At 63.9% G+C, this 17801-nt stretch carries 15 protein-coding genes; 11 read left to right on the top strand and 4 right to left on the bottom strand.

All coding sequences use genetic code 11. From position 1 onward, the window contains the following. The first annotated feature begins 6 nt into the window (after window positions 1-6). The 8 genes from IEX85_RS19865 to IEX85_RS19830 all read left to right on the top strand — a co-directional run bounded on the left by IEX85_RS19865 (window position 7) and on the right by IEX85_RS19830 (window position 7507). Window positions 7-588, top strand: a complete 582-nt coding sequence (locus tag IEX85_RS19865) for a VIT1/CCC1 transporter family protein (protein ID WP_188862371.1) — start codon at window positions 7-9, stop codon at window positions 586-588. Between the two features lie 161 nt (window positions 589-749). Beyond that, window positions 750-1355 carry an isochorismatase family protein gene (locus IEX85_RS19860; RefSeq protein WP_188862370.1) on the top strand — a complete coding sequence of 202 codons (606 nt, stop codon included), beginning with the start codon at window positions 750-752 and terminating at the stop codon, window positions 1353-1355. Then, window positions 1348-2712, top strand: coding sequence for a nicotinate phosphoribosyltransferase (locus tag IEX85_RS19855; protein WP_188862369.1), 1365 nt, complete (start codon window positions 1348-1350; stop codon window positions 2710-2712). Before IEX85_RS19860 ends, IEX85_RS19855 begins: the two co-directional genes overlap by 8 nt. A gap of 45 nt (window positions 2713-2757) precedes the next feature. Next, on the top strand, window positions 2758-3171 hold the full coding sequence (gene arfB / locus IEX85_RS19850; RefSeq protein ID WP_188862368.1) for an alternative ribosome rescue aminoacyl-tRNA hydrolase ArfB: 414 nt from the start codon (window positions 2758-2760) through the stop codon (window positions 3169-3171). Window positions 3172-3460: 289 nt separating this feature from the next. Next, window positions 3461-4243, top strand: a complete 783-nt coding sequence (locus tag IEX85_RS19845; protein WP_188862367.1) for a 3-hydroxybutyrate dehydrogenase — start codon at window positions 3461-3463, stop codon at window positions 4241-4243. A gap of 124 nt (window positions 4244-4367) precedes the next feature. Beyond that, window positions 4368-5420: a TRAP transporter substrate-binding protein gene (locus IEX85_RS19840; protein WP_188862461.1), complete on the top strand. Its 1053-nt coding sequence runs from the start codon at window positions 4368-4370 to the stop codon at window positions 5418-5420. An 88-nt stretch (window positions 5421-5508) separates the two neighbouring features. After that, window positions 5509-6033, top strand: a complete 525-nt coding sequence (locus IEX85_RS19835) for a TRAP transporter small permease subunit (protein ID WP_188862366.1) — start codon at window positions 5509-5511, stop codon at window positions 6031-6033. A gap of 88 nt (window positions 6034-6121) precedes the next feature. Continuing rightward, window positions 6122-7507 carry a TRAP transporter large permease gene (locus tag IEX85_RS19830; protein WP_188862365.1) on the top strand — a complete coding sequence of 462 codons (1386 nt, stop codon included), beginning with the start codon at window positions 6122-6124 and terminating at the stop codon, window positions 7505-7507. Between the two features lie 93 nt (window positions 7508-7600). Here the strand turns inward: IEX85_RS19830 and IEX85_RS19825 are convergent, their stop codons facing one another. After that, a complete protein-coding gene (locus IEX85_RS19825) occupies window positions 7601-8551 on the bottom strand; it encodes a LysR family transcriptional regulator (protein WP_188862364.1) in 951 nt (316 codons plus the stop codon). Window positions 8552-8680: 129 nt separating this feature from the next. Between IEX85_RS19825 and ydiJ the strand changes: the two genes are divergently transcribed. Continuing rightward, complete coding sequence (ydiJ, locus tag IEX85_RS19820; RefSeq protein WP_188862363.1) at window positions 8681-11755, top strand: D-2-hydroxyglutarate dehydrogenase YdiJ; 3075 nt, start codon at window positions 8681-8683, stop codon at window positions 11753-11755. A gap of 797 nt (window positions 11756-12552) precedes the next feature. Here ydiJ and IEX85_RS19815 read toward each other — a convergent pair. Further along, the gene (locus IEX85_RS19815; RefSeq protein WP_188862362.1) at window positions 12553-13326 is read right to left on the bottom strand and encodes a ferredoxin--NADP reductase; all 774 of its coding nucleotides are present in this window, start codon (window positions 13324-13326) and stop codon (window positions 12553-12555) included. A gap of 117 nt (window positions 13327-13443) precedes the next feature. Here IEX85_RS19815 and IEX85_RS19810 point away from each other — a divergent pair, with 117 nt between their 5' ends. Then, window positions 13444-14322: a LysR family transcriptional regulator gene (locus IEX85_RS19810; RefSeq protein ID WP_188862361.1), complete on the top strand. Its 879-nt coding sequence runs from the start codon at window positions 13444-13446 to the stop codon at window positions 14320-14322. Between the two features lie 9 nt (window positions 14323-14331). Here the strand turns inward: IEX85_RS19810 and IEX85_RS19805 are convergent, their stop codons facing one another. Beyond that, entirely contained in the window at window positions 14332-15084 is a 753-nt protein-coding gene (locus IEX85_RS19805; protein WP_188862360.1) for a slipin family protein, read from the bottom strand. After that, a complete protein-coding gene (locus IEX85_RS19800) occupies window positions 15081-16481 on the bottom strand; it encodes an NfeD family protein (RefSeq protein WP_229722023.1) in 1401 nt (466 codons plus the stop codon). The genes IEX85_RS19805 and IEX85_RS19800 overlap by 4 nt, the downstream gene beginning before the upstream one ends. A 101-nt stretch (window positions 16482-16582) precedes the next feature. Between IEX85_RS19800 and chrA the strand changes: the two genes are divergently transcribed. After that, window positions 16583-17728, top strand: coding sequence for a chromate efflux transporter (chrA, locus tag IEX85_RS19795; RefSeq protein WP_188862359.1), 1146 nt, complete (start codon window positions 16583-16585; stop codon window positions 17726-17728). Window positions 17729-17801: the final 73 nt, after the last annotated feature.

Below are 17801 nucleotides of genomic sequence, written 5' to 3'. Positions count from 1 at the left end.
TACGGCTTGAAGCACGTTAGACAGCTGGCGTTCCTGCTCCGTATCAGTCACTCCAGCGGCATTGTCCGGCGTTATTTTATCGTCAACGGCTTCGACGGTGCGCTGACGATGCTGGGTATCATTCTGGGCTTTGCCGTCAGCGACCCGGCTCCGCTGCAGGTGGTGATCGGCGCCTGCGTCGGCGCCACCGTGGCGCTTGCCGTGAGCGGGGTCAGCAGTGCGCTTATCAGCGAGTCGGCCGAACGGCAGCGCTCGCTGGCCGAACTCGAACAGGCCATGGCCCGCGATCTTGGCGACAGCGCCCATGGCCGGGCGGCGCGCTGGGTACCCTGGGTGGTGGCGCTGGCCAATGGTGCCGCACCGCTGCTGCTGGCATTGCTGATCATAACGCCGCTGTGGCTGGCCGAGGCCGGCTTGCCACTGCCGGCCTCGCCGCTGGTGCTGTCTTTGCTGGTGGCGCTGATCCTGATGTTCCTGCTCGGTGTCTATCTTGGCCGCATTGCCGGTGTTTCGATCTGGCGCAGCGGCCTGCGCACACTGCTGGTGGCACTGGTCACCGCCGGGCTGATCCTGATGCTGGGGAGCTGACGTCCAGACAGCCAGACCGCAAGTGGCGTGCGACTGGCGTTGCTGCTGCCGCTGCCCTGTGGGTGTGCAGGGGGTGCCCAGCGGATCGCGGTTTTGTGCGCATGCACTAGGCTTAACGTGAGTCGGTCGACGACAGCAATCCGGCTCTGGGGGAATCTGAAATGCGAGTACGAGATGAACTGAAACTGGGCGCCGGCGACGCGCTGGTGCTGGTCGACGTTCAGCAGGACTTTCTGCCCGGCGGCCATCTCGGCGTGGAGGAGGGCGATCGGGTGGTCCCACCGCTGAACCGCATGATCGGGATATTTCGAAATCACGGGCTGCCGGTGGTCGCGACCCGCGACTGGCACCCGCTCAACCACTGCTCATTTCGCGAGCAGGGCGGCCCCTGGCCACCGCACTGCGTGCAGCATACCCACGGCGCCGACTGGGCTCCGGAGCTGGCGCTGCCGGAGGATGCGATGATCGTGTCCAAGGGCGATACCGCAACCCAGGAGGCTTATTCCGGGTTCCAGGGTACCGACCTTGCCGACCGGCTGCACCGGGCCGGGGTGCGGCGACTTTTTATCGGTGGGCTGGCGACCGATTACTGTGTGCTGCAGACGGTGCTGGACGCCTGTGCTCAGGGATTCGATGCCCGGGTGCTGGAGGATGCGATCCGGGCGGTCGGGGTCGAAGCCGGCGATGCTGACCACGCGCTGCAGCAGATGCGGGTGGCCGGCGCGAAGCTGATCAGCTCGCAGGACCTGGCGGATGCCAATGTCTGACCGCGATTTGCTCTGCGACAGCCCGCAATTGACCGACCTCTACCAGCTGACCATGCTGCAGGGGTATCTGGATCGTGACATGCACGCCGAGGCGGTTTTCGAGTTCTTTGTCCGCAAGCTGCCTGATAACCGCAATTTTCTGCTGGCTGCGGGCCTCGAGCAGCTGCTCGAATTTCTCGAGTGCGCGCGATTCAGCGAAGCCGAGCTCGACTATCTCGGACAAAGCGGCTTCTTTGGTCGCAATCTGATCGATTATCTGGCTAACTTCCGTTTTACCGGTTCCGTGCATGCGCTGCCGGAGGGGACGCTGTTCTTCGGCAACGAGCCGCTGGTACGCATCACGGCACCGCTGCCGCAGGCGCAGCTGATCGAGACCCGGCTGATCAACCTGCTGCAACTGCCGGTGATGATCGCCAGCAAGGCCGCGCGCTGCCGCATGGCGGCAGGGGATGCGCTGCTGGTCGATTTCGGCCTGCGCCGGGCCCACGGTGCCGAGGCGGGCCTGCACGCCGCCCGCGCCGCCTATATCGGTGGCTTCGACGGTACCTCGAATGTGCTGGCCGGGCAGCGCTTCGGTGTCCCGTTGTTCGGCACCATGGCACACGCTTTCGTGCAGGCGCACGACGACGAGATGTCGGCGTTTCGGTCTTTCGCAAACAGTCAGCCGGACAACCTGGTGCTGCTGATCGACACCTACGACACTGATCGTGGTGCGCGTCGGGTGGCAAAACTGGCCGACGAGCTCGCATCCCGTGGCGTGCGCATCAAGGCGGTACGCATCGATAGCGGTGAGCTGGGGGATGAGGCGCGTCGCGTGCGCGTCATCCTGGATCAGGCCGGGCATCCTGAAATCGGTATTTTCGTCAGCAGCAGCCTCGACGAATACCTGATCCGGAGCCTGGTCAAACGCGAGGTGCCGATCGGTGGTTACGGTATCGGCACCCATCTGACCACCTGCGCCGACGCGCCTTATCTCAACTGCGCCTACAAGCTCGAGGAATACGACGGGCAACCGAGGCGTAAGCGCTCCAGCGGCAAGGCGACCTGGCCGGGAGCCAAGCAGCTGTACCGTTACGTCGACGAGAGCGGCCTGCTGCGGTTCGACCGGCTGTGTACCGCCCGCGAGCCGGTCAGCGGCGGCGCTGCGCTGCTGCAGCCGGTGATGAACAACGGGCGGCGGCTGCAGGCGTCCGAACCGCTCGAGAGAATCCGCGAGCGGGTGCGTGAACAACTCGAGCTGCTGCCGGCGCCCTGGCGCGAACTGGATCAGCCGGCCTCGCCGGTGGTGCAGGTGTCCGATGCGTTGCAGCAACTCGCGGCCGACACGGACCGTCTGAATGATGGCGGCAAGGGCTGAAATCAAACTCACAACTCACAACTCACAACTCACAACTCACCATTCATGCTCAGACTTTCCAGCAGTGTCGCCATCCCCGACGACGAAATCGAACTCAACGCCATCCGCGCCCAGGGGGCGGGCGGGCAGAACGTCAACAAGGTTGCAAGCGCCGTGCACCTTCGGTTCGATTTCGTCAACTCCTCTTTGCCCGACGCCTACAAGCAGAAACTTTCACAGCTCAGCGATGCCCGGATTTCCAAGGACGGGGTCATCGTGATCAAGGCGCAGCAGCACAGGACCTGGGAACGCAACCGGGAGGACGCGCTGAACCGGCTGCGCGAGCTGATCCTGGCGGCGATGGTCGAGCGCAAGAAACGCCGTCCCACCAAACCGACGAAAGCCTCGAAAAAGCGCCGGCTCGACAGCAAGACACGCCAGGGCAAGACCAAGGCGCTGCGGGGCAAGGTTGATTACTGACGCCGGTGACGCCGAGGCGACCAGGCGCAGGCTGAGTAGCCCTCTGTTATCCGGGTCATGCCGGTTGCAAACACAGGCAACCCGATCCGCTGCAGCCGCCGGGCGACTGTCTGTTATCCAGACAGAAGTGTCTGTATGTGTTTGTCGGATATGTAAGTAAAATTTGACAGTTATGCCTTGCTTCTCTCAAAGAATATGCTAATAAATCAAGATAAAACAAAGATTTAAACTTTCTGGCCCAACCTGTGCTGTAAGGATACGAAAAGATAACAACAACGGAGAGACAGGAATGAGCAAGACACGCACGGCGCTGGTCACGGGATCGAGCAGCGGCATCGGTCTCGCGACCGCCGGGGTTCTGGCGCAGCGGGGTTACCAGATCATGCTGCATGGTCTGGAGGACGCCGAACTGGGCGGGCTCATCGCCCGCAAGCTGGCCGATGAGCACGGTGTTCGCACCGATTACTGCCAGGCGGACCTGTCCGGGACGCGTCAGGTCGAAAGACTGTACCGGTCGTGCGTCGAGCAGTTCGGCGCTGTCGATATCCTCGTCAACAACGCCGGAATCCAGTTCACCGCAGCGACTGCCGAATTTCCCCCCGAGAAGTGGGACCTGATCCTGGCGGTGAACCTGAGTGCCGCCTTCCATGCCTCCCGACTGGCGTTGCCGGCCATGCAGCGGGCCGGTTGGGGCCGCATCATCAACATCGCCTCCGTTCACGGTCTCGTCGCCTCGGCCAACAAGTCCGCCTATTGCGCCGCCAAGCACGGACTGGTGGGGCTGACCAAGGTGATGGCGCTGGAGCACGCCGCCGACGGTATTACCGCCAATGCTATCTGCCCAGGCTGGACGGACACGCCGCTGCTCAATCAGCAGTTCGAGAACTACGCCAAAGAGCATGGCGTCAGCTTCGACGAAGCGAAACTCGGGCTCATTCACACCAAAACCCCTTATCCTTCGCTGATCGCGCCGCAGGCGATCGGCGAGCTGGCGGCCTATCTGTGCAGCGACGCCGCAGCCGGCATCACCGGCGCGGCGCTGCCGATCGACGGCGCCTGGACCGCGCACTGAGCGGGCCTTCACCGACTTACCGATTTCCCATACGGGAATACTCTGGTTCCGCGCAGCTCAAGCCCGGACCCGCTTTGGATACGACAATTACAAACTGGAGCGACACGTGAAAACAATAAAATCGATGATTCTGAGCGCAGCCGTTGCCACCGCCGTTGCGGCGACCGCCACCTCGAGCCTTGCCGCCGACAAGGTCCTGCTGAAAACGCCGGTTGCCTTCGGTACCAATCTGCCGGCGCTCGGTACCACCATCACCTGGGTCGCCGATCACCTGGACAAGGTCAGCGACGGACGGATCCGCATGAAGGTCTACGAGCCGGGCAAGCTGGTGAGTCCTCCGGAAATTCTCGATGCGGTATCCTCCGGCAAGGTCAACTCCGGCTACGCCACCGCCGGTTACTGGCAGGGCAAGATACCGGCGGCGGCCTTGTTCTCGGCGGTGCCTTTCGGCCCTGAGGCCGGTGAGTATATGGCCTGGCTGTACTACGGCAACGGCCTGAAGCTTTACCAGGAAATGTACGACAGCGCCGGCTATAACGTTCATGTGCTTCCCTGCGCGATCCTGTCGCCCGAGACCTCGGGCTGGTTCTCCAAGCCGATCGAAAAACCCGAGGATCTCGAGGGCCTCAACATGCGTTTCTTCGGGCTCGGCGCCTCGGTGATGGAAAAGCTCGGTGTGGGCACGGTGCAGATTCCCGGCGGCGAGATTTTCGGCGCGCTGGAGAAGGGCGCCATCGACGCCACCGAGTTCTCGCAGCCGGCGATCGATACCCGCCTGGGTCTCAACAAGATCGTCAAGTACAACTACTTCCCGGGCTGGCACCAGCAGGCGACCATTTTCGAGTTGCTGATCAACAAGGATACCTGGGGCGAGATGACCCCGGGCCAGCAGGCGACCCTCGAGACCACCTGCATGGCGTCGGTGACCAACTCCATCGCCGAGGGTGAGGCGATGCAGTTCCCGGTGATGGCCGACGCCAAGAAGAACGGCGTCGAGATCCGCTACTGGAATCAGCAGATGCTCGATACCTTCGAGGAAAAATGGAATGAGGTCGTGGCCGAGAAATCCGCCGAAGATCCGTTCTTCAAGAAAGTTTGGGATGACCTGAGCCAGTTCCGCGCAGGTTATGACCTGTGGGAAAGCAACGCCTTCCTGCCGCGCAAACAGGCGAATTGACCTCAGGGTGACAAGTGACGTGTGACGCGTAAAAGCGGCGCCGTGCCCCGTCACGTGTCACCTGTCACGCGTAACAAAGGTATTTTCCGTGCACGACAATAACAAACTGCCGGCGGTTGCGCTGTCGGACCGTATCGACTCGGCCATACGTCGCCTCACGCTCGGCATTGGCTGGTGCTACGTGCTGCTGGTGCTCGTCATCATGCTGCAGGTGGTGTTGCGCAAGGGTTTCTCGCATGGCCTGATCGCCCTCGAGGAGCTGCAGTGGCATCTTTACGCCGTTGGCGTGATGTTCGGTCTGGCTTACGCCCAGACTACCGATTCCCATGTGCGGGTGGATCTGTTTCATGCCGCATTCAAAACGCGAACCAAACGCATCATCGAGATTCTCGGCATTCTGTTCCTGTTACTGCCGTTTATCGCTGTGATCTTCATCCACAGCCTCGATTTCGTCGCCGACTCCTGGCGTATCAACGAAAGCTCCTCGGCGCCTTCCGGCCTGCCATGGCGCTGGCTGATCAAGAGCGCGATCCCGCTGACAATGGCGCTTCTGGCGCTGGCGGTGCTGTCGCGTCTGTACCGTGAGGCGGTATTGCTGGTGCGGGGGGAGTAGGCGCAATGGACGCTAATGACATTCTTGTGGCTTGTGAAGGCTGGTTCCTGTCGTTTGCTGTGACCGACGGCCCGGGAGAATAAACATAATGGAAGCCAATGAAATTCTGGTAATCGCGATGTTCCTGTCGTTCATCGCGCTGTTGTTCACCGGATTTCCGGTGGCCTGGGTGCTGGGCGGCATCGGCATCATCTTCGCCTTCGTCGGCCAGTGGGCCGACGCCAATCTGGATACCTTCACCGGGCTGGATTTCCTCACCCTGGGGCTGGTCGTGAACCGCCTCTGGAAGATCATGGACAACTGGATCCTGGTGGCGCTGCCGATGTTCATCTTCATGGGCATCATGCTCGACAAGTCCGGCGTGGCCGAAAAGCTGATGCACTCGATGCAGGAGCTGTTCGGCCGCGTTCGCGGCGGCCTTGCCGTCACCGTTACCGCCATTGGTATCATCCTCGCGGCCTCGACCGGCATCATCGGCGCTTCGGTGGTGTTGCTGGCGGTGATGTCGCTGCCGGCGATGACGCGGCAGGGCTATGCCATGCCGCTGGCGCTCGGGACCATCGCCTCGGCCGGTACCCTCGGCATCCTGATACCGCCGAGCATCATGCTGGTGATCATGGCCGATCAGCTGGCGCTGTCGGTGGGGGACCTGTTTATGGGGGCGGTGGCGCCGGGACTGATGCTCGGCGCGCTCTATATCATTTACATCCTGGGCTATGGCCTGCTCAGGCCCGCTGCCGCGCCGGTACCGGCCGATGCCCGGCCGGTGACGCTCGCGGTGCTGTTCAACGTGCTGCGCGCGGTGCTGCCGACGCTGCTGCTGATCCTGGTGGTGCTGGGCTCGATCTTCACCGGTATCGCCACCCCGACCGAGGCCTCCGGCGTCGGCGCCCTCGGCGCCACGCTGCTGGCGGTCTACAACCGCAAGTTCAGCCTGCAGGTGCTGAAGGACGTGGTCGCCGGCACGACCAACACCACCGCTTACATCTTCGCGATCTTCATCGGCGCCAGCTGTTTTGCCCTGGTGCTGCGCGAGCTTGGCGGCGACGAGCTGATCGAGTCCTTCCTCACCGGGCTGCCGTTCGGTCCCTACGGCATCATCTTCTTTATTCTGGCGGTGATTTTCCTGCTCGGCTTCTTCCTCGACTGGATCGAGATCACCCTGATCGTGCTGCCGCTGCTGGCGCCGGTGATCTCGGCGCTGGATATCGCCATCGACGGTTATGGTGTGGTCGACAACCCGCAGCTGGTGTGGTTCGTGATGCTGGTGGCGATGGCACTGCAGACCAGTTTCCTGACGCCGCCGGTGGGCTTCGCGCTGTTCTACCTCAAGGGCGTCTGCCCGCCGGGGGTGAAGCTGACCGAGATCTACCGCGGCGTGATTCCGTTCATCGTGCTGCAGCTGATCGGCCTGCTGGTGCTGGTATTCGTGCCGGAGCTCGTGCTGTGGCTGCCGGCCAAGGCGTATGGATAACGGCACGCTTCGCTACTCTCCGGGTGCCCTACGGGGCTCGATCCGTCGTAGGGCACTTTGAGAGAAACGAAACCTGCCTAAGATGTCCCCGGGTCACCCGTCATCCGGAACCGCTTCGACAAAAGGCGGCAGCGTCATGGACGAGAACGTTTCCCTGACCATGGCCAGCAGGCTGTCGGCGGCGGGGCTCAGGGAGCGGCCACGGCGGCGGATGATATATAGATCGCGGTGCAGCGCCGGGTTGGCGAGCGGCCGGAAATGCAGTGATGCAAAGGAGCGGGTGCCGGCGGCCAGCGCCGGCAGAACCGACAGCCCCATTCCCGCCTCGACCAGTGCCGCGAGGCCGGCCGGATTCGACACCTCGAGAGTAGGGCGGTCGAGTTGCAGTCCTATGTCCTGACGTGCCGGATAACGCGACAGTTGGGCGCGTATGCCGGTGTCGGTCGACAGCATCAGCAGCTCCTCTCCGGCCAGCGCCTGCCAGTCCAGGGTTCCGTTCTCGCGCGCCAGCGGATGGTCCGGTGCCAGCACCACGCCGAAGCGGTCCCTCAGGATCGGGGTGTAGCTCAGGTCCGGCTGGTCCGAGTGGTTGCCGCCGATACCGAAGTCGACATCGTTGGCAAGCACATGCTGCTCGATACCCGCCGCGCTGTGGTCCCGCAGCAGAATCCCCACCTGCGGGTGGCGATCATGAAAGCGTTTCACAACCGGTGGCAGCAGGCGCGAGATGGTCGACGGTGACGCGGCGATGCCGACCTGTCCCTGCTGATGCTCGGCCACCGCCTGCAGGTCCGCGACGGCGGTGTCGAAATCCGACAGCAGGCGTTCGGCAACCGGAAGAAAGCGTTCGCCTTCGGCATTGAGCAGCACGCGCCGGGTGGTGCGATCGAGCAGCACGAGACCGCTCTGCTGCTCCAGCTGCTTGATGGTCGCGGTCAGCGAGGACTGCGTCAGGTGCAGATGCTCGGCGGCACGGGTAAAACTGCCATGTCGGGCCACGGCAACGAAGGCGCGCAGGTGGCGGATCGATAGATTATTCGACATAGGCGATTAATTAATAAAATTTTACCGTTTGAATGATAAATCAGGATTTTGCATCATAGCGCTCAAACTGACAAATTCAGCTTCGCGTCACAGGGATGGCGCGGGGCGGCGACGAGGTCCGAGCACGCCATGATCCCACGCATCGCGCATACCGATACCACCCAACCGCTGTATCTCGAATTCATCGAGCGGCTCAAGACTCAGGGGTTCGCCGGCGAGGTCAGCCCCGATTACGCCAACCGGGTGGTGCAGTCGACCGACAACAGCATCTATCAGCTGTTGCCCCAGGGGGTGCTCTATCCGGCCAGCGCCGAAGATCTGGTGCTGATTGCGCGGCTGTCGTCGGAGCCGCGTTTTCGCCGCATCGGCCTGAGTCCGCGCGGCGGCGGTACCGGCACCAACGGTCAGTCGCTGACCGATGGCCTGATCGTCGACTGCTCCCGGCACATGAACCGGATTCTCGAGATCAACGTCGAGGAGCGCTGGGTACGGGTGCAGGGCGGGGTGGTCAAGGACCAGCTGAACGCCGCCCTCAAGCCCCACGGTCTGTTCTTCGCCCCGGAGCTGTCGACCAGCAACCGCGCCACCATCGGCGGCATGATCAACACCGACGCCAGCGGCCAGGGGTCCTGCCTCTACGGCAAGACCCGCGATCACGTGCTGGAACTGCGCTCGGTACTGCTCGATGGCACCTTCTGGGAGTCGAAGCCCCTCGACGACGAGGCGCTGGAGACGATCAAGTCGCGCGACGACCGTGTCGGCGAGGTGCACCGCCTGATCGACGAGATCCACAAAACCCGCCGTGACGATATCGAGGCCAAGTTCCCCAAGCTCAACCGCTGTCTGACCGGCTACGACCTGGCGCATATCCGTGACGAGGCCGGCCGCTTCAACCTCAATTCGGTGCTCTGTGGCGCCGAAGGCTCGCTGGCGTTTATTGCCGAAGCCAAGCTCAACGTACTGCCGATCCCGAAGCACGCGGCGCTGGTCAATATCAAGTACGACAGCTTCGAAGCCTCGCTGCGCGATGCCAAGGCGCTGACGGACTGGGAGCCGACCTCGATCGAGACGGTCGATTCCAAGGTGCTGAACCTGGCGATGGGCGATATCGTCTGGGACTCGGTGCGCGACTACTTCCCGCACGGGGAGGGCGAGCCGGAGATCCAGGGCATCAACCTGGTGGAGTACACCGGCGATGATGAGGCGGAGGTTCGCGCCAAGGTCGACAAGCTGGTTGCACACCTCGAGTCGGTCAGCGGCCAGCCGGGCAGGAGCTTCGGCCACACCGTGGCCTACGGTGCCGGCGAGATCAACAAGATCTGGGGCATGCGCAAGAAGTCGGTGGGACTGCTGGGCAACGCCCAGGGCGAGCGCCGGCCGATCCCGTTCGTCGAAGATACCGCGGTACCGCCGGAAAACCTGGCGGACTTCATCATGGAGTTTCGTGGCGTGCTCGATGAGCGCGGGCTGCAGTACGGCATGTTCGGTCACGTCGATGCCGGTGTGCTGCACGTGCGTCCGGCGATCGACATGAAGGACGAGGCGCAGGAAGGCCTGATCCGCGAAGTGACCGACGAGGTGGTGCGCCTGACGCAGAAGTACAAGGGGCTGCTGTGGGGCGAACATGGCAAGGGGGTGCGCTCGGAATACGCGCCCGAGTTCTTCGGTGATCTCTATCCGGAGCTGCAGCGCGTCAAGGGTGCCTTCGACCCGCACAACCAGCTCAACCCGGGCAAGATCGCGACGCCGATGATCGACGGTGCCGAATTGCTGAAGATCGACGCCGTGCCGACCCGTGGCCAGCACGACCGCCAGATCGGTGCCGAAGTACGCGCGAGCTACGATTCGGCGATGAACTGCAACGGCAACGGCGCCTGCTTCAACTACGACCCCAACGATGCCATGTGCCCATCCTGGAAGGGCACCCGCGAGCGCATTCATTCGCCCAAGGGGCGCGCGTCCCTGGTACGCGAGTGGTTGCGACTGATGGCCAGTCAGGGCGTCGATCTCAATGACGCCAGCCAGAGGCTTAAGTCGACGTCCTTTGTCCGCAGCCTGCCGGCGCGGGTGCGCAACAGTCTGCGCAAGGGGCGCGGCGAGTACGACTTCTCCAACGAGGTCCATGCGTCGATGATGGGCTGTCTGGCGTGCAAGTCCTGCGTCGGCCAGTGCCCGATCAAGGTCAACGTGCCGGACTTCCGTGCCCGTTTTCTCGAGGTCTACTACGGCCGCTACCTGCGTCCGGCCAAGGACTACCTGATTGGCAGCCTGGAATACATGATCCCGGCGCTGGCGCGCTTCCCGGCACCGTACAACTGGGCGATGCGCAACGGCGTGATGAAGCGGCTGTTCCGCCGCCAGATCGGCATGGTCGACAGCCCCGAGATCAGCCGCCACGATCTGCTGCAGGGCCTGCGCCGCCGCGGTGTCGAGCTGGCGACGCCGCAGCGCATCGGGACGTTGACCGCGTCGCAGCGCGCCAAGGCGGTGGTGCTCGTGCAGGACGCCTTCACCAGCTATTTCGAGAGCCATCTGGTGCTCGATGTCGTCGATCTGCTGGGCCGGCTAGGCTTCTACGTGCTGGTGGCGCCGTTCAAGCCCAATGGCAAGCCACTGCACGTGCACGGTTTCATGTCGGCATTCGAGAAGGCGGCGCGGGACAACGCCGGCATGCTCCGGGCGCTGGCCGACAGCGGGCTGCCGCTGGTGGGCATCGACCCCTCGATGACGCTGACCTACCGCCAGGAGTACGCCTATGCGTTGCCGGAGGCCGAGCGTCCGGAGGTGAAGCTGATTCAGGAATGGCTGGTGGAGCAGAGTGCCGTTCTCGAAACCCTGGCCGCAGGACTGCCGGCGGGCGAATTCCGGCTGCTGGCGCACTGTACCGAGAAGACCTCGGCGGCGCCGTCGATTCGCAGCTGGCAGGCGATCTTTGCCGCCCTCGGGCAGAAGCTCGAGGTATTGTCGGTCGGTTGCTGCGGCATGTCCGGGACCTACGGCCACGAGAGCGGCAACTATCAGACCTCGCGCCGTATCTACGACCTGAGCTGGCGCGAGCAGGTCAACGACGCCGACAACCAGGGCAAGCTGGTGGCCACCGGTTACTCCTGCCGCAGTCAGGTCAAACGTTTCGACGAGCAGCAGATCCCGCATCCGCTGCAGGCGCTGCTCGAACAGCTCAGCAACCCGCGCCGGGCCGCCTGAATTGTGGAGCGGTGACCCGCCGCGGGACGCGGCTCCTGCGGCGGCGCTCGTTCTGTCGTAGGAGCCCACTCCGTGGCGAACGTTCGGTGCTGCCCGACGGTTATTCGCTCGCGGAGCGCGCTCCTGCTATGCGGTCCCTGCGGTGGCGCTCGGTCTGTCGTAGGAGCCCACTCCGTGGGCGAACGTTCGGTGCTGCCCGATGGTTATTCGCTCGCGGAGCGAGCTCCTACAATGCGATGAGCAACCCCGTCGGGCGGCCTGAATTGTGGGAGCGGTGCCCCGCCGCGGGACGCGGCTCCTGCGGTGGCGCTTGGTCCGTCGTAGGAGTCCATTCTGTGGGCGAACGTTCGGTGCTGCCCGACGGTTATTCGCTCGCGGAGCGAGCTCCTACAATGCGATGAGCAACCCCGGCGGGCGGCCTGAATTGTGGAGCGGTGCCCCGCCGCGGTATGCGGTCCCTGCGGTGGCGCTCGGTCTGTCGTAGGAGCCCACTCCGTGGGCGAACGTTCGGTGCTGCCCGATGGTTGTTCGCTCGCGGAGCGTGCTCCTACAATGCGATGAGCAACCCCGGCGGGCGGCCTTAATTGTGGGAGTGGCGCCCCGCCGCGGGACGCGGTCCCTGCGGTGGCACTTGGTCCGTCGTAGGAGCCCACTCCGTGGGCGAACGTTCGGTGCTGCCCGACGGTTGTTTGCTCGCGGAGCGAGCTCCTACAAAGACAAAACAAAAAAGGCGCCGGAGTGATCCGGCGCCTTTCAGTATGAAAACGCGTTACCTGTCACCTGTTACGCGTCACTCTTTATTTCTCGACGAAAGCCCGTTCAATAACGTAGTGGCTCATTTCGCCGTGACGGGACTCCCTGAAGCCCCAGTCGTCGAGGATGCCGCAGGTTTCCTTGAGCATGCTCGGGCTGCCGCAGATCATGAAGCGGTCGTCTTCCAGGTTCGGGCGCGGCAGGCCGAGATCGTCGAACAGCTTGCCATTGCGCATCAGATCGGTCAGGCGGCCCTGGTTGCGGAACGGTTCGCGGGTGACGGTCGGGTAGTACAGCAGCTTTTCCCGAACCTCTTCGCCGAAGAATTCGTTGTTCGGCAGCTCTTCCATGATGGTGTGCTGGTAGGCCAGTTCCGAGACGTAGCGCACGCCGTGGGTCAGGATGACCTTGTCGTAGCGCTCGTAGATCTCGGGGTCGCGAATGATGCTCATGAAGGGTGCAAGGCCGGTACCGGTGCTGAGCAGGTACAGGTGGCGGCCCGGCAGCAGATGGTCGGCGACCAGGGTGCCGGTCGGCTTGCGGCTGATCAGGACCTCATCGCCCACCTGCAGCTTCTGCAGGTGTTTGGTCAGCGGGCCGTCCTGCACCTTGATGCTGAAGAACTCCATCTGTTCGTCATAGTTGGCGCTGGCGATACTGTAGGCGCGCATCAGCGGCTTGCCTTCGAGCTCGAGGCCGATCATGGTGAAATGACCGTTCTTGAAACGGAATCCCGGGTCGCGGGTGGTGGTGAAGCTGAACAGGGTTTCGTTCCAGTGGTGTACGCTGGTGACGGTTTCGCGATTGAGATTGCTCATTATGCCTTTTCCTGCACCTGTTGGTGATGCTTATAACCTAATGGCAGCTAGGGTAGCGTTATCTATAACTCGCTGTAAAAATGTTAATTTCAATAACCGTTATCGGAAAATCCGATTATGAAATACACCCTGCGCCAACTGCAGGTATTTCTGGCCGCGGCACACAGCCAGAATCTCACCCGGGCGGCCGAAGAGCTGGCGATGTCGCAGTCGGCCGCCAGCGGCGCGCTGCGCGAACTCGAGACCCATTTCGATATCAAGCTGTTCGACCGGGTCGGCAAGCGCCTGCAGCTGAACGAGCTTGGACGCCTGCTGCAGCCGAGGGTCGAGGCGCTGCTGGCACAGGCCGGCGAACTGGAGCTTGCGTTCCAGCAGCATGCCGAGGCGGGGCCGCTGAAGGTGGGCGCCACGCTCAGCATCGGCAACTACCTGGCGGTCGCCATCATGGCCCGGTTCATGGCGGCGCATCCGGACGCGCGTATCAGCCTCGACGTCGAAAATACCGCGACCATCGCGGAGAAGGTGCGCAATTTCGAGCTCGATATCGGCCTGATCGAAGGCGAGGTGCATTTTCAGGACCTCGAGGTGCAGCCCTGGCGCGAGGACGAACTGGTGGTGTTCTGCGCCGCCGGGCATCCGCTGGCCTCGGCCGGTCGCCTGGGTGACGACGAGCTGCTCGACGCCGACTGGATCCTGCGCGAATCGGGTTCCGGCACCCGTCAGGCATTCGATCGCGCCATGCACGGCCTGATGCCCCGGCTGAAGGTGCTGCTGGAGCTGCAGCACACCGAAGCCATCAAGCGCGCGGTGCAGGCCGGGCTGGGTATCGGCTGCCTGTCCCGCGTGACCCTCGAAGACAGCTTCCGCCGCGGCGACCTGGTGCCGCTGGTGGTACCCGGCCGCGACTTCCGGCGCCTGTTCTATTTCGTGCTGCACCGGCAGAAGTATCGCAGCGCCGGCCTGGAGCGCTGGATAGCGCTCTGTCGTGAAAGCTAGGTTGGCGGCTTACTCGCGCGGTGGCGGCTTGAAGGCGCTGACGATATCCAGCGGCAGCGGGAATACCACGGTATTGCTGTTCTCGCCGGCGATCTCGGTCAGCGTCTGCAGGTAGCGCAGTTGCAGCGCCTGGGGCTGGGTCGCCAGAATTTCGGCGGCCTCCAGCAGCTGCCTGGAGGCTTCGAACTCGCCCTTGGCATGTATGACCTTGGCGCGTCGCTCGCGTTCGGCTTCGGCCTGGCGGGCGATGGCGCGGATCATACTCTCGTCGAGGTCGACGTGCTTGATTTCGACGTTGGACACCTTGATGCCCCAGGCGTCGGTCTGCTTGTCGAGGATCACCTGGATATCGGCGTTGAGCTTGTCGCGCCCGGCCAGCATATCGTCGAGCTCGTGCTGGCCCAGCACCGAGCGCAGCGTGGTCTGGGACAGCTGGCTGGTGGCCTCGAGAAAATTCTCCACCTGGATAATGGCGCGTTCCGGGTCGACGACGCGGAAATAGACCACGGCGTTGACCCGCACCGAGACGTTGTCACGCGAGATCACGTCCTGGGTCGGCACGTCCATCACCACGGTGCGCAGGTCGACGCGCACCATCTGCTGAATGATCGGGATGACGATGATCAGCCCCGGCCCTTTGACACGGTAGAAGCGTCCCAGCAGGAAAATTACTCCGCGCTGGTACTCGCGCAGTATCCGGAACATCGACAGCAGCAGCATCAGGACGAGCACCGCCAGCGTGCCGGTAAAGTAAAAAGTCATGTTCGCCTCCGCAGTTTTTCGACTTTCAGGCGTACCCCGCCGGCGTCAAGGATGCGCACCTCGTCCCCGGTTTGCAGCGGCTCGTCAGAATCCGCCTGCCAGAGCTCACCGGCTGCCCGGACCAGCGCCTGGCCGTCGTGCAGCTGCTCGACCGCACCGGTCTGGCCGACGAGGGCGCTGCGGCCTGAGACCACCGGCTGGTGGCGCGCGCGCCAGACCATGCCCAGCACCAGTACCAGCAGACCTGCGCTGGCGGAAGCGAGCGCCAGTATGACCGGTAGGGCGATCTGGAAGGCCGGCAGCTCGGTATCCATCAGAATGATCGAGCCGACGACAAAGGCGATCAGGCCGCCGAGGCCCAGCACGCCGAAGCTGGGCGCGAAGGCCTCGGCCACCATCAGTGCCAGGCCGAGAATCACCAGTCCCAGGCCGGCGTAGCTCACCGGCAGCACCTGGAAGGCGTACAGCGCCAGCAGGATGCAGACTGCGCCGACGATACCGGGCAGGCCCATGCCCGGGTTGGAGAACTCGAAGATCAGGCCGTAGATACCCAGCAGCATCAGCACGTAGGCGACGTTGGGGTCGGTGATCACCGCCAGGAATTCGCTGCGCCAGTCCGGTTTGTGCTCGATCAGCGGCGCGCCGGAGAGGCTCAGGATCCGGGTCTGACCGTCGATGATCACTTCGCGGCCCTCGAGTTGCGCCAGCAGGTCATCGAGATCCTCGGCGATCAGGTCGATAACCTTCCTTTCCAGCGCCTGGCTCGAGGACAGGCTGGCGCCCTGGCGCACGGCCTGTTCCGCCCAGTCGCCGTTGCGTCCGCGCAGCTCCGCCAGTCCGCGGATATAGGCGACGGCATCGTTCACCAGCTTGCGCTCCATGGCGCTGCCAGGCTGTGGCGCGGGTGATTCCCGGGACTCGGGCGGGTCGCCCTGCTCGGGTTGCTGTGGTGCGGGTAGTGAAGGCGAGGCGATCTGTACCGGCGTCGCAGCGCCGAGATTGGTGGCCGGCGACATCGCCGCGACGTGGCAGGCATACAGAATGTAGGTGCCGGCGCTGGCGGCCCGGGCGCCGCCCGGCGTGACATACCCAATCACCGGAACGGGCGAGGCGAGCAGGGTGCGAATCAGATCGCGCATCGACAGATCCAGGCCGCCGGGGGTGTCGATGCGGATGATCACCGCCCGGGCGCTGGACTCTGCCGCCGCCTCGACGCCGCGGCCGAGATAGTCGGCGTTGGCCGGCCCCAGGACTCCCCTGAGGTCAAGCAGCCATACGCCACCGGCGGCCGGAGCGGCGGCGGGTAGGGCGTTCAGCGTGCCGGTCAGGCCGAGCAGCAGCAACATCACCGGCAGCAGGCGCCAGAAACGGGATCTGAGCGACAGCCGGGTCTTCATGGCTTCAGTATAGAATGTGGCGGCGCGGCTGCCGGACAGCGGGGGTTCATACGACTGTGGTATAAGAGCCGGTTCTGAAGCGAACGGATGGATACAGACGCATGTGGCAGGTGTTCTTACAGTTTCTGATGCTCGGCTGCATCAGCTTCGGCGGTCCCGCCGCCCATATCGGATACTTTCGCAATCATTTCGTCGAGCGCCTGAACTGGCTCGATGACAAACGCTTCGCCGATCTGCTGGCGCTGTGCCAGTTTCTGCCGGGACCTGCTTCGAGTCAGCTGGGCTTTGCCATCGGTTATCGCCGTGCGGGACTCGGCGGCGCGCTATGTGCCTTCGTCGGCTTCACCCTGCCATCGCTGTTGCTGATGCTGCTGCTGGCCGGCAGTGGCGGCTGGTTGCTCGGTCAGGCCTGGTTCGACGGCGTGCTGCACGGCCTCAAGCTGCTGGCGCTGGTGGTCGTGGCGGATGCCGTGCTGGGCATGTCGCGCAATTTCTGCAACCGTCGCGGCGGTGCCGCGATCGCCGTACTGAGTGCGGTATTGCTGCTGACGCTGCCCGGCATACTGACCCAGCTCCTGGTGCTTGTGGGGGCGGCGGCTATCGGCGCCGCGCTGCTGGCCGACCGCAACGGCGCCGTCAGCGCCACCGACAGCGGAGATTTCAATGTCTGGACACTGGGCGCCTTCGTGCTGTTGCTGCTGCTCTGTCTGCTGATATCGTCGTCGGGGCTCGCCGCGCTGTTCGGCGACTTCTACCTCGCCGGAAGCCTGGTGTTCGGCGGCGGCCATGTGGTGCTGCCACTGCTGCAGGGACTGGTGGGCGACTCGCTGTCGCCGGATCGTTTCCTGCTCGGGTATGCGGCGGCTCAGGCCGTGCCCGGGCCGATGTTCACCCTGGCCACCTTCCTTGGCTACGAGCTCGGGTCGGGGCAGCCGGTGGTGGCGGCGCTGCTGGCGACGGTGGCGGTGTTTCTTCCCGGCTTCCTGCTGCTGCTGGGCGTTCAGGGGCGCTGGCACCGGCTGGTCGCCAATCCGCCGCTGGCCGGTGCTGTGGCCGGTGTCAATGCCGCGGTAGTGGGTCTGCTGCTGGCGGCACTCTATCAGCCGGTGTTCGTCAGTGCGGTGGCGTCGGGGAGCGATATGGCGCTGGCGGTACTGGGCTTCTTCCTGCTGCGCGGACTGCGCCTGGGCGTGATCTGGCTGGTGCCGCTGGCGATGCTGGCCGGCCTGGCGACCGGGTACGCGTAAGGCGTAAGGCGTAAGGCGTAAGGCGTAAGGCGTGGGGTCTCACCCCGTAACCCGTAACCCGTAACCCGTAACC

This window comes from Marinobacterium nitratireducens, from assembly GCF_014645375.1.
In the GTDB taxonomy this organism is placed as follows: domain Bacteria; phylum Pseudomonadota; class Gammaproteobacteria; order Pseudomonadales; family Balneatricaceae; genus Marinobacterium_A; species Marinobacterium_A nitratireducens.
Note: the sequence above shows the minus strand (reverse complement) of the source record. Positions and strands in the feature narration are given on the sequence as shown.